General features: G+C 49.2%; 15 protein-coding genes. 9 read left to right on the top strand and 6 right to left on the bottom strand.

Going from position 1 to position 12,481, the window contains the following annotated elements:
- Positions 1 to 153: 153 nt before the first annotated feature.
- The 6 genes from P8P30_04135 to P8P30_04160 all read left to right on the top strand — a co-directional run bounded on the left by P8P30_04135 (position 154) and on the right by P8P30_04160 (position 5,830).
- Entirely contained in the window at positions 154 to 408 is a 255-nt protein-coding gene (locus P8P30_04135) for a hypothetical protein (GenBank protein ID MDG1286737.1), read from the top strand.
- A 206-nt stretch (positions 409 to 614) separates the two neighbouring features.
- Positions 615 to 818, top strand: a complete 204-nt coding sequence (gene rpmI, locus P8P30_04140; GenBank protein ID MDG1286738.1) for a 50S ribosomal protein L35 — start codon at positions 615 to 617, stop codon at positions 816 to 818.
- Between the two features lie 34 nt (positions 819 to 852).
- Positions 853 to 1,248, top strand: a complete 396-nt coding sequence (gene rplT / locus P8P30_04145) for a 50S ribosomal protein L20 (GenBank protein ID MDG1286739.1) — start codon at positions 853 to 855, stop codon at positions 1,246 to 1,248.
- A gap of 12 nt (positions 1,249 to 1,260) precedes the next feature.
- Positions 1,261 to 2,379: a phenylalanine--tRNA ligase subunit alpha gene (pheS, locus tag P8P30_04150; GenBank protein ID MDG1286740.1), complete on the top strand. Its 1,119-nt coding sequence runs from the start codon at positions 1,261 to 1,263 to the stop codon at positions 2,377 to 2,379.
- Entirely contained in the window at positions 2,376 to 4,739 is a 2,364-nt protein-coding gene (gene pheT, locus P8P30_04155) for a phenylalanine--tRNA ligase subunit beta (protein ID MDG1286741.1), read from the top strand. Before pheS ends, pheT begins: the two co-directional genes overlap by 4 nt.
- Before the next feature lie 2 nt (positions 4,740 to 4,741).
- On the top strand, positions 4,742 to 5,830 hold the full coding sequence (locus P8P30_04160; GenBank protein MDG1286742.1) for a glycosyltransferase family 4 protein: 1,089 nt from the start codon (positions 4,742 to 4,744) through the stop codon (positions 5,828 to 5,830).
- Here the strand turns inward: P8P30_04160 and P8P30_04165 are convergent.
- On the bottom strand, positions 5,819 to 6,850 hold the full coding sequence (locus tag P8P30_04165) for a glycosyltransferase (protein ID MDG1286743.1): 1,032 nt from the start codon (positions 6,848 to 6,850) through the stop codon (positions 5,819 to 5,821). The two genes, P8P30_04160 and P8P30_04165, sit on opposite strands and share 12 nt — an antisense overlap.
- Positions 6,851 to 6,966: 116 nt before the next feature.
- Entirely contained in the window at positions 6,967 to 8,124 is a 1,158-nt protein-coding gene (locus P8P30_04170; GenBank protein ID MDG1286744.1) for an O-antigen ligase family protein, read from the bottom strand.
- 35 nt (positions 8,125 to 8,159) lie between these two features.
- Between P8P30_04170 and yaaA the strand changes: the two genes are divergently transcribed.
- From yaaA to hflX, 3 genes are all read left to right on the top strand, one after another.
- On the top strand, positions 8,160 to 8,918 hold the full coding sequence (gene yaaA / locus P8P30_04175; protein MDG1286745.1) for a peroxide stress protein YaaA: 759 nt from the start codon (positions 8,160 to 8,162) through the stop codon (positions 8,916 to 8,918).
- Between the two features lie 102 nt (positions 8,919 to 9,020).
- Positions 9,021 to 9,308 (top strand): RNA chaperone Hfq, encoded by a 288-nt coding sequence (hfq, locus tag P8P30_04180; protein MDG1286746.1) that lies wholly within the window; start codon positions 9,021 to 9,023, stop codon positions 9,306 to 9,308.
- 9 nt (positions 9,309 to 9,317) lie between these two features.
- Positions 9,318 to 10,547: a GTPase HflX gene (hflX, locus tag P8P30_04185; protein MDG1286747.1), complete on the top strand. Its 1,230-nt coding sequence runs from the start codon at positions 9,318 to 9,320 to the stop codon at positions 10,545 to 10,547.
- Here hflX and P8P30_04190 read toward each other — a convergent pair.
- The 4 genes from P8P30_04190 to P8P30_04205 form a co-directional block, all read right to left on the bottom strand.
- Positions 10,523 to 10,966: a lysozyme gene (locus P8P30_04190; protein ID MDG1286748.1), complete on the bottom strand. Its 444-nt coding sequence runs from the start codon at positions 10,964 to 10,966 to the stop codon at positions 10,523 to 10,525. The two genes, hflX and P8P30_04190, sit on opposite strands and share 25 nt — an antisense overlap.
- Entirely contained in the window at positions 10,966 to 11,412 is a 447-nt protein-coding gene (locus P8P30_04195; GenBank protein ID MDG1286749.1) for a 3TM-type holin, read from the bottom strand. The genes P8P30_04190 and P8P30_04195 overlap by 1 nt, the downstream gene beginning before the upstream one ends.
- A 105-nt stretch (positions 11,413 to 11,517) precedes the next feature.
- The gene (locus P8P30_04200) at positions 11,518 to 11,772 is read right to left on the bottom strand and encodes a hypothetical protein (GenBank protein MDG1286750.1); all 255 of its coding nucleotides are present in this window, start codon (positions 11,770 to 11,772) and stop codon (positions 11,518 to 11,520) included.
- On the bottom strand, positions 11,772 to 12,479 hold the full coding sequence (locus P8P30_04205; protein ID MDG1286751.1) for a DUF2793 domain-containing protein: 708 nt from the start codon (positions 12,477 to 12,479) through the stop codon (positions 11,772 to 11,774). Before P8P30_04205 ends, P8P30_04200 begins: the two co-directional genes overlap by 1 nt.
- Between the last annotated feature and the right edge of the window lie 2 nt (positions 12,480 to 12,481).

Here is a 12,481-nt window from a genome sequence, read left to right on the forward strand (position 1 = left end):
AAAGAGCATTTTAATCTGTTCTTGAAAGAATGTGAGTGAAGGTTTAATATGGGCACACCAAGTGACTTACTGGCAGACCTGAAAAAGTTGCTCAAAGAATATTATTAGGTGTCAGCCCCCTAAATTTTATTTTATAATTTAAATTTTCATCTTATGAAAAAGTCAATTTTCTCTCGTAGTAACATGCCATTTGTAAAACCTGTAATGAAGCAAGTAGCAGGCAATCCACACATCAAAACGGGTGTAATAAAAACATCTAAAGTTAAAGCTACAAACAGGAGGCGACCCTCAAAGCCTAACAGACCATTAGCAAGCGGAAAAGTATGGCGCTTCAATCAGTCGCTATGGAAGTGGACGCAAATTACCCAAGTGAAGGCTAAAGCATATGCCCAATATGGCGCTATGTAATTGAAGTGATGTAATCACGTATTAAGAATCGTCTATCCTCCTGAAAGAGGTAGACGATTCTTTTTTGCCTTTCTTTCCGCTCTCCCCTCTCCACAAACCCCTTGCATATCCCCCCCTTCCCCGCTATAAGCGCTACTTCCTGATTTAGTAGGCTAATCGGCATGCCTGCAAATCAAAGTTCAGCATCTAATATAAAGGATAGCAAAATGCCTAAAATGAAGACTAAAAGCGGCGCGAAGAAGCGCTTCACTTTCACTGCCACTGGCAAAATTAAAGCCGCTGGTGCAGGTAAACGTCACGGAATGGTTAAACGCTCTAAGCGCTTCATCCGTGAAACTCGTGGAACGAGCCCTCTGTCTCAGGCAGATCAAAAAATCGTTCGTCAGTTCATGCCATACGGCGCCAAGTAACTGATAATTTAGAGATAAGAAAGAGAGAGATAATATGGCTCGCGCACAATCATCACAGACACACCGTCGTCACAAAAAAATCATCAAAATGGCAAAAGGCTATCGTGGCCGTAGTAAAAGCTGTTTCCGTACCGCAATTCAAAGCGTTGAAAAAGGCCTGCAATATGCTTACCGCGACCGTAAGGTTAAGAAGCGTACGTTCCGTGGCCTTTGGATTCAACGTATCAATGCCGCTGCTCGTCAACACGAAATGAGCTATTCTACGCTTATGAATGGCGTGAAAAAAGCGGGCATCGAAATTGATCGTAAAATCATGGCTGAACTCGCAGTTCACGAACCTGAAGCATTTGCAGCGATTGTTGTAGAAGCGAAAAAGGCTCTTGCTGCTAGCGAAAAAGCTACAGCAACGACCACTGCTAAAGCTGCATAAGGCGTAGCCACTATGGCTAACGCAGCATCACAAGATACGGCTGGTATGTCAGGGGATTCTCTGGCTGCCAGCCTTTCTGCTTTAGAGGGCACGACGCTTACCGCAATTGAAAGCGCCAGCTCGCCACACGCATTGCAAGAATTGCGGGTGGAAGTACTCGGCAAAAAAGGCTCGCTCACCAGCCAGCTAAAAGCTCTTGGTGGCCTAGCCCCGCAAGAACGCAAAACAGTAGGCCAGTTGGTCAACACCATCAAAACAAAGTTAGAGGCCGGTTTCGACAATCGCCGCACTGCTTTGGAAGAAGCCGTATTAGAAGAACGCTTGAGCACCGAAAAAGTCGATATCACCTTACCCGCTCGCGACAAGGCCGAAGGTTCACTTCACCCGATCACCGCAACAATTGAAGAAATCATCACCTTTTTTGGCTCTTACGGCTTTCATGTGGAAGAAGGCCCTGACATTGAAGATGACTTCCATAACTTCACCGCGCTAAATATCGCCGAATCGCACCCTGCCCGCCAGATGCATGATACGTTCTATCTACAAGGCGAAGAAGGGGCTGAGACGCATCCCGTTTTGCGCACCCATACCTCGCCGGTACAAATCCGCTCGATGCTGCAACATGGCGCACCGCTTCGTGTATTAGCCCCAGGCAGTACCTATCGTTGCGATTCAGATCAAACTCATACGCCGATGTTCCATCAGGTTGAGGGTATCGCCATTGATAAAGGCATCCATATGGGTCACCTCAAAGGCATGCTAATTGCGTTCCTTGAGAGTTTCTTTGGCGTCAAAGATTTACCCATCCGTTTCCGTCCAAGCTATTTCCCCTTCACCGAACCTTCGGCAGAAGTCGATATTGGCTGCACCCGCAAAGGCGGCTCGCTCGAAATCGGCTCGGGCGATGATTGGCTAGAGATCCTCGGCTGCGGCATGGTACATCCAAACGTTCTAAAGAGCTGCGATTTAGACCCTGAAGAATGGCAAGGCTTCGCCTTCGGCATGGGTGTCGAGCGCTTAGCGATGTTGAAATATGGCATCACCGACCTGCGTACCTTCTTCGATGGCGACATCCGATGGCTTGAGCATTACGGCTTCACCGCGAAGAAATTGACGGAGATGCGTCGATGAAATTCACCCTTAACTGGCTTAAAGATTACCTCGACACCGATGCTTCGATTGAACAAATTGACGAGACGCTAACTGCTATCGGCTTAGAAGTGGAAAGCATTGAAGCGCCGGCGGCAGAACTCGCTCCGTTTACCGTCGCGAAGATCGAAGAAGCCGAGCAACACTCTGATGCGGATCGCCTCCAGATTTGCAAAGTAAATACCGGTTCAGAAATTTTACAAATTGTGTGTGGTGCACCCAATGCGCGTGCTGGCATTAAAGTCGCGCTCGCGACCGAAGGCGCCATCATCCCTAACGGTGGTTTCAAAATCAAGAAGTCAAAAATTCGCGGTGTGGAAAGTAACGGCATGTTATGCTCCGCTCAGGAACTTAATATCGGTCAAGATTCTGATGGCATTATGGAATTACCAGAAGAGGCAACGCTTGGCACGCCTATCGCCGATGCACTGCAGCTTGACGATGTGATCATTGATATTGCCATCACGCCAAATCGTGGTGATTGCCTCGGCGTTTATGGCATTGCGCGCGATTTAGCGGCGGCGGGCCTCGGCACACTTAAAGCCCTCGACATAAAGCCCAGCACTGGCGCTGCACCCAAAGCTTCGGTTACGATTGAAGATTCTGGCTGCGCGCAATTTACTTATGCGACGATTCATGATGCGCAGAACGGCGAGAGCCCACAATGGCTGCAGCAGCGCTTAAAAGCAATCGGCCTGCGTCCTATCTCTAAATTGGTGGATGTGACCAACTATATCAGTATTGACTTATGCCGCCCATTGCATGTGTATGACCTTGATAAGCTTCAAGGCGACATCAGCGTGCGCGAAGGCAAAGCCGGCGAAACATTCCACGCTTTGAACGATAAAGGGATCACCCTACAAGGCGGTGAAATTGCTATCACCGACGATTCTGGCCTGATTGGCTTAGGTGGCATTATCGGCGGCACTTCCACAAGCTGTGATGAAAATACGAAAAATGTCATGCTCGAAGTGGCTTGGTTTGATCCTATCCGCATCGCCACCACAGGCCGTAAATTGCAGATTGAATCTGACGCACGTTACCGCTTTGAACGAGCGGTTGACCCTACCTTCCTAGAAGATGGCGCGCAGATGGCGCTAGCGATGATTCAAGATTTATGCGGCGGTACAGCAAGTGCGATTGCAACGACTGGCAAGCCGATTAACTGGCAGCATGAGATTCCATTTAACGCGAAAAAGATCAATGCACGTGTCGGTTTGGATGTCTCGGAAGCAAAACAAAAAGAGATTCTCGAATCCCTCGGCTTCACCTTTAACGGCGCTAATACGACACCCCCAGCTTGGCGGCCTGATGTGGAAGGCTCCGCTGACCTCTCCGAAGAAATTGCACGCATCGTTGGTTACGATCAAATCCCTATATTGGCGCTCGATAAACCCGCTGCCGCTGTAAATCCGCGTAATGCAATGCGAGAACGTGTGATTGCGACAAAGCAAGCCCTCGCCGATGCTGGCTTGCGCGAATCTATCCATTGGTCATTCACCTCATCAAAGATTGCACCGCTTTTTGGTGGCGCACCTGCAGCACTGAAATTGTTAAACCCGATTAGCTCTGAACTTGATCAGATGCGCCCTAGCCTGCTGCCGCATTTGATTGAAGCATCTGGCCGTAATTCTGCTCGCGGTTTCAACCAAGCGAAGATCTTTGAAGTGGGCTTCCAGTTCAGCGCACTTGGCGAAAAAGGCCAGCAACAAGTGGCGAGCGGTGTGTTCGCGCCTAGTTTTAGCACTAAGGGCCTACGCCAGCATGAACGTGCAAGCGATGTATTTGACGCGAAAGCAGCGGTCGAAACGGTAATTAACTCAGCAGGGTTCGATGCATCACGACTGCAACTGAAAGCCGAAGCTCCTAGCTGGTATCATCCAGGCAAGTCCGGCACCTTCGCACTTGGCAAACAAGTGATCGCGCATTTTGGCGAAATTCACCCGCGCGCGCTCAAAGCGCTCGATATCGCTGAAGGCACGATCGGTTTTGAGGTGTTCCTTAGCAATATTCCATTCCCGAAGAAGAAAACATCAAGCCGCCCAGCACTGATCGTTTCAGAATTCCAAGCCGTACAACGTGATTTCGCCTTTGTAGTAAACGAGAATACCGCCGCGGGAGATATCCTACGTGCCGCACAAAAAGCCGATGATAAATTGGTGAAAAAAGTAGAGTTATTCGATGTCTACCAAGGCAAAGGGCTTGCGGCAGATGAAAAATCACTCGCCATTAGCGTGACGTTGCAAGCAGCTGACCGCACCTTGACCGATAAAGAAATTGAAGCTGTGGCCGCGCAAGTCATCGCCAATGTCGAGAAAAACGGCGCGAAACTTCGTGCTTAATTATGGCTGATATCCAAGTTGTTTTGCCGCTGCGTGAGGGGTTTGGCCTTTCGCATTTTGGAGCCATCGCTTTATGCGTGCGCGACTTTACCGAATATAGCAAATACCGCAATGACACTCACATCTTTGGCGGGGTGGATACGGAACCTTTTACCAATATGCCTTATGAGGTCGTACGCTATTTAAAGATCCCTTTTCGTAGCCAGAATAAAGCCTATGCCAAAGCGATTGTGAAACGCTTAAAAGTAAATTCTCCGAAGCTTTTGGAAGTGCATAACCGCCCCATCTTAGTGCATCATATTTCCAAGCAATGGCAAGGCACTATCGCACTGCATTTACATAATGACCCACAAACAATGCGTTATGCAAAAACAGCAAAAGAGCGTGATGTACTACTTGAGAAATGCTCCGCAATCTACTGTGTTAGCGAGTATATTCGAGACAGATTCTTAGATGGAACGAACGGTGACTCTAGTAAGGTTCATGTCATTTATAACGGACTCCATGAAATTTCCTCTCCACCAAATAAGCAGAAACACATCCTTTTCGTTGGGCGTTTTCAGCCCGAAAAAGGCGCGCTTGATATCGCGCAAGCATTAGAAACCGTCTTACCCGAATTTCCAGACTGGAAAGGCATTTTCATCGGTGCCGCACGCCATGACCCTAACGCCAAAATCAATGATTATGAGCGCAAAGTAATCAACGCGTTAAAGTCGGTCGATTCACAGATTGAAATGCGCGGATTTTGCAGTCACGGCGAAACAATGGACGCCACGTTAGAAGCCGCCATTGCCGTCATTCCCTCACAGTGGAATGAGGCGTTTGGCCGTACAGGATTGGAAGCCATGGCCTGCGGATGCGCCACCATCAGTTCGGTACGCGGCGGTTTGAAAGAAGTCGTCGCCGATGCAGCCTACCCACTCGAAATCGTATTACCCGAAACGATTGTGAGCGCCTTGCGCGAAGTGATCACCAATGAAGAAAAGCGCAAGGCGTTGCAGAAAGCTGGACTGGAACGCGCGAAATACTTTGCCATTGAACGTGTTACCGGAATGCTGGATGACGTTCGTAGCACCCTCTTAGGCTCGTAGACGCTCATAGAATTCCATAATCGCCGCACTCGCTTGCGGCAAACGGTGAGCCTCTAATTCCGAATATTCGATAGATTGACGCGGCATATTCGCGGCTGTCACAAGTGCGGACGCGAGCTGCTGCAAGGCATCTACATCCACCATAAACACCTCTTTATTATCACCTAGAAGATCCACCGCGCCATCAGTGCGAGTGGCAATAATCCGGCACCCTGCATCCATCGCTTCTAACAACACTAGGCCGAAACTCTCTTTACGTGACGGCAGCACGAACACATCAAATATTGCATACCACGGACGGATATTTTCTTCATACCCCATAAGTGAGATATTCGTCGCCGCGCCTATGAGCGCTTCAAGCGAAACCTTCTCCTCACCGGTACCAAAGATGGTTAAATGGCTGTTGTGGATATCCGCCTGTTTGAACGCCTCAATTAACAGGTCAGCGCCTTTTTCAGCCGATAGACGCCCCACGGAACCAAAGAGAATTGTCTCATCCGTAAGATGCAAGGAAGCACGTAACTCTTTATGATTCACCTCACCGTCACCTTCAATTTCCTTCACCCAGTTTGGGATCACGGCGCGCGGGGCATTCTGCTCTAGAGGGATCGTTGCAAGCTGCCAGTTAGAAACACAAATCAAGCCATTATGGCGCTGATAATCTTTGTGACGATAGCCCATATGCAAAGAGCCTACGACAGGTATCCGCCCTGCAAGCTTCGCCAGATAACGACTATCACGGCCATGGTGAGTATGGATCACATCCGGCTTTAACTGGCGCAAATGATTCCAGATAGGCAGCAATGGCCAACGTAGAAACAACCAACTACTAGGCAATGTAATCAGCTTAACCTTAGCATCCAACCAGTTCAAAAAGGCGTCTTCGCTGCGCGTCTGACGGTTACCGCGAATCATTACGGATACTTGATGCCCATCCGAAATCTGTGCATTGGCCAGATCCGCCACATAGCGCTCCGTGCCACCCAAATCATTCGTAAAAACAGTGTGAAGAATATGCATTAGGGTTTTCTCACTGCATCGCGGTACTCACAAACCGCACATGCTTCGCCAGGTTGCCGACGGGCTGACCTTGCCAACCTATCCTTGAAATATGGATTCCTCATAATCAAGTGCCCCTACTTGCTTCTCATTGCTACGGCGATCGCTCCACCAATCGGCAGCCAAAAGAGCGGCCATTGTAGCGCGGAATTCACTAGTAATATATCATAATCCACTGCACCGAAAAGAGCGGCATTGGCCAAGAGAGCCAGCATCAGTCTCGCCTCTGCTTTGGCGCGCGATTGCCAGAGCCGCTTGCTCGCCATCACAAAAACGGCCAAGAGCACTCCTAACCCCAGCACCCCACCCTGGTAGAGAGCAGCCACATAAATACTATGGGTTTGATAAATGGTTTCACCATAAGGCAAAGTGAGTGAAAACGGTGTTCGATAACCAAGCCCGGTAAGCGGTGATTGGCTCCAACCATCGCCCAGAGCATGCTGCCAGATAAATAGACGATACCCGTCCATCCGCTCAATAATACTCGTCCAGTCGATACCGATACCTGCAATCAACACCGCAGCAAGCGCTGTGATAAAGATATATAAAAGATTTTTTCGTGAGATCGCTGGCTGTAACAGTAGCAATAAACCTTGCCCCGCCAATGCTGCGAGCCATGCGCCTCGGCTTTGCGTGAGCAACAAAGCACCCAGCAGCAACATCCAACAAAGCGCGGGGAGAAGCCGCCGCTCCTGTTTTGCCTCTAACAGCAACCATAGGGCGGGTATCAGTATAAGCCCATAGAGCGTACCCGCTTGGTTTGCATTCAACGCACGCCCATAGCCAATTAAACGCCCCATAGGCATGGACGGCACATCGCCCCACGCCATCGTGAGACAAGCACTTATCGCCGCAATTCCAACCAATATTGTAATCGCTTTAAAGAACCATTCCTGACTCATCTCACGTAAGCTCGTCGCAATAACTAGAACGAACCCCAAGGTTAGAGCTGATTTACGCACCACTTCGCCGAACTCTTCGCCCGAAAATATCGGGCTCCAGCTGAGGCTAAGTATTTGATAAAGAAAATAGGCAATCAACGTTTTGCCTAACGCCTCACGCCAGAATGTCAGCTGCAATTTATGACGAAACGCCGTGAAGGCAAATACCACCAGCATGGTATAAAATATCAGCTTATGCGGCTTTGCATCCTCCAGCCAATAAAAGGCCGATAGAAAAAGCACCAGCAAAACGGATAAAAAAAGAGTGCGAGGTGGCTGTAATTTGCTATGCATAGAGTCAATGTTAATTGAACTGAAAAACGAACACCATGATTATTCTACTTTCCCCCAGTAAGACGCTTGAAGAAGCCGCACCCTATCCCGCGATTACGCCGACTCAGCCACAGTTACTGGAACATACGCAAACACTTGCAAAAATTATGCATGGCAAATCAGCCAATGATATGAGCGCGCTGATGAAAATTAGCGAAAAGCTAGGCACCCTAAACTATGATCGCTATCAAAGTTTCCAAACGCCTTTTACAAAGGATAATGCCCGCCCCTGTATTTTCAGCTTCAAAGGTGATGTGTATGACGGCCTCAATATTGAGCAATTTGATACGGACGCGCTTAACAAAGCACAACAGCATCTGCGGGTTTTATCCGGGCTTTACGGCTTACTTCGTCCGTTTGATCTGATGCAGCCCTACCGTTTAGAGATGGGAACCAGACTGCAAAACCCACGCGGCAAGAACCTTTATGAGTTTTGGGGAGATCGCATAACCGAACTTCTTAATCAGGAACTCGAGCAAAGCGGATCGGATACGATTATCAACCTCGCCTCGAACGAATATTTCAAAGCCATCAATACGAAAAAGCTGAAGGGCAAACTCGTCACACCCGTCTTTAAGGAGATAAAAGGCAACGAAATGAAGGTGGTAGGCCTATTTGCAAAACGTGCTCGCGGGATGATGACTCGCCATCTACTCACCTCCAACAACCCTCTAGAAAGCTTTGTGGAAGCCAATTATCGCCTAGATGACACCCTTAGTAGCGATGCAGAACGCATCTTCACTCGGGCAGCCTAAAGCTCCCTGAAAAGCACAATGCAATAATTTGCTTTTATTTTAGTGTATTACTTACTATAGTGCGAAAAAATAATAAGAACTCCCGAGAGGGTAAGAAGAAAAATGAGCAAAGATCAAAACCAAAACATCCAAGACGTTTTCCTTAACACATTACGTAAAAAGAAAGTCCCTGTGACCGTATTTTTAGTGAGCGGTGTTAAGCTTCAAGGTAACATTACAGGCTTTGATAATTTCAGCCTGACCCTGCGTCGCGGACCGCAAATGCAGCTTGTTTACAAGCACTCAATCGCAACCGTTGTGCCTGCTGGCCCTGTCACCTTCTATGAAGGCGAAGAAGCGGAAGTCTCTGAGTATGAGGATGAGTATCAGGGCATCCCTGAAAGCGTATAGCCCAACTTAATGGGCACCCTCCGCAGCGGCATTATTATCCCTTACGAACCGGGGCGCGAAAAACGCTCAATGGAAAACCGTGAGGGTGAAGCCGTTGGCCTCGCCAATGCGATCTCACTAGAACCTGAATATATCCGCCAAGTAAATTTACGCGAAAAACGCCCAAGCACCCTCTTTGGCAAAGGCACCGTTGATAATTTAGGTGAGGAATTTTCTACACGTCATTTAGATCTTATTATGGTCGATACGATTCTTACCCCTATCCAACAACGCAACCTAGAAACCGCATGGGGCTGTAAAGTCATTGATCGTACGGCGCTGATTCTGGAGATTTTCGGTGAGCGCGCCCGGACGAAAGAAGGCACGTTGCAAGTTGAGCTCGCATCACTCAGTTACCAAAAAAGTCGCTTAGTACGCAGCTGGACTCACTTAGAGCGCCAACGGGGTGGTTCCGGTTTTATGGGTGGCCCGGGTGAAACGCAGATCGAATCGGATCGACGGATGCTCGACGACCGTATCGTCAAACTGAAAAAGCAGCTCGAACAAGTCACGCGCACTCGCCGCCTACAACGTGAGAGTCGCCGTAAAATCCCTTACCCTATTGTCGCGCTTGTCGGTTATACGAATGCCGGGAAATCGACTCTGTTCAACCGCCTGACTGATGCGGATGTGCTGGTAGAAGATCAAGTTTTCGCCACGCTCGACCCTACTTTACGGATGCTCAAACTACCATCGGGCATCGAGATCATTTTATCCGATACGGTAGGATTTATCTCTAACCTGCCGACCGAACTCATCGCCGCTTTCCGTGCGACTTTGGAAGAAGTGGTCGAAGCGAATTTATTACTGCATATTCGCGATGCTTCGGATGACGATACCGAAACGCAAAAAGACGAAGTCGATACCATCATCACAGAACTACTGGGTGATGAAGAAAAGCCGGTTTTAGAAGTACTCAATAAAATTGATCTCATGCCTGAAGTTCAAGAAGATGGCCATGGAATTTCCGCCTTAAACGGTGACGGAGTCGATGAGCTCCTCGAAGAAATAGACGAGATTTTACAAGATCTTTTAGGCTATGATATCTACCATATTGAGCTTGAACCTAAAGATGGCAGACAACGCGCATGGCTGCACGAACATGCTGAAATCATCGAAGAGACAATCAATGACGATGGCACAAGCCTCCTCAAAACTCGCCTCACCGAGCTCGATTACGCCCGATTCATGGCGCTATAGAGCACTGCCTCAGCCTGCCTTCGACGCTGCAACCCCTTTAGCTTTCGTCCACCTGCCCACACCCAACGTAAGAACTCTGGTGGCACTTCGCCGTGATACTGCCCGTTCACTTTCCGCCGTAACGTCGAACGCTGCAATGCACCCGAACCTAAGTTGAACGTGAAACTGACCAGCGCATCGAACTGCGATTGTGAGAGCGGCACACCAATCAAACGACTAACTGCTCGCTCCGCCATCCGCACATCCTGACGCAATAATTGCGTCGCTTGCGCGTGGGTAATACCCCTACGAAAGCCCTCCCCCTCACGCAGCAAATGCCCATAACCGATCGTCCAATACCCTGCCGCATCACGATAGAGCTGCGGCTCAAATCCCTCAAAATGTTGAATCAGTTTAATAGCTAAGAGGGAAATTTTCATCACCGCCCCCTCCGAAATTTACTCATCGCGCGTTGGCCGTAATAGAAGCTGATGATGCCGGCGAAGATGGCTTGATCTTCTAGCGTCCATAAGCCCTGCACTTGCCACGGCAGCGGCGCTTCGGGCAGGAGGACAAATTGCAACAACTTGACCGAACCATAAAGCACGAAGAACGCATAGGCGAGCACGGGGCGGACGGTTCCGTTTAATGCATCCACCCATTCAATGTTGGTTTGATAGGTTTTATAGATCGTGCCTACCTCGGCAATATCGGCTTGGGTGTGAATTTCCTCTAACCGCTGCGCGTGACCTTGCGCTTGCTGCTGCATCTGCAATTCGAGAATTCTTAATTCATGTTTGCGATCTTGCTGATCACGAAATAGTTTAAGAATATCGGGAAAAACCGCGCTGATAAAACCAACGAGCGAACTGAAAATAGTAATCATAGAATAGTTCCTTTATTTTATTGGCCCGCTCACCCTACTGGGCTCGACGATGGACTATTGGCTTCGCCAATGCTCAAGGCTGGGTCGGCCTACTGGCCTTCCTTTTTAATGATTCAACAGCTGCTTCACCCCCTCCCACACGGCGAGGCACAGGCCGGAAAACACCACTCCGAGAATGGAGCGCTTAGCCCATTTGGCAACTTCGTCATTGCCTTGGCGAGCTTTGCGCAGGTAGATTTGATCGGCCTGAACCTCATGCGGGCTGCCGGGAGTGAAGCCTAAATTACCGAGCGTTTCTTCAACCGACTGCGCGACGATACGTTTGATATCTGCCTCGCCCATGATACGCCTTCCGTTCATTACCAACTCCATGCTCCGCGAGTCAAAAGATACTGAATCGAGAGCTCTACTACGCCGCCACTAAAGCTACCGCCATTGGCCGTAAGGGTGATTGAGGTGTCCGCGTAATAGCCCTGAGGATGCTGAGTGATACCAATATTAGTCGTATCAAGTGTGATGGCAATATCATCGCCATAGCGGGCTGTATCGCCGCTCACACCGATATCGAAACTGGTTACTCCCATCACGGCGGTTGTAACACGCGCATTCACGGCTAGCACGGTCGCACGGTTCGGGATTTGAATAGTGGTATCAGTCGAAGCGCCAGTAAGTGCGACTGCTTCGCCCAAGCGCTCCACACGTAGATACTCGCCGCTATCTTGTATGATCAGGCCGAACGGCACCCAAGCCGAGCCATCAAACACATAGCGCATTTGATCGGCCGCATTTACCACATCCAACCATTTAAAGGCAGGCGCAAACACCCAGCCATTCACCGTGTAACAGGCGATCGCCTGCGCGTGATCGATAAAGGCATCGGTGGGAGTATCGCCCACAACATAGCAATCGCCTGCGGTTGGAGAAACGGGCGGCGTATTTTTATCCCTTTCCAATACGGTAGGGCGGGTAAAGATATCCAGCAGATTCAGTGCATCATTATGCGTGACCTCTTTCTGCGCCTGCGCCGTCAGAATATAGGGAAGTTGAAGTTTTGATGTTTGGGTCATAA

It is taken from the genome of Rickettsiales bacterium, assembly GCA_029252805.1.
Taxonomy (GTDB): domain Bacteria; phylum Pseudomonadota; class Alphaproteobacteria; order Rickettsiales; family JALZUV01; genus JALZUV01.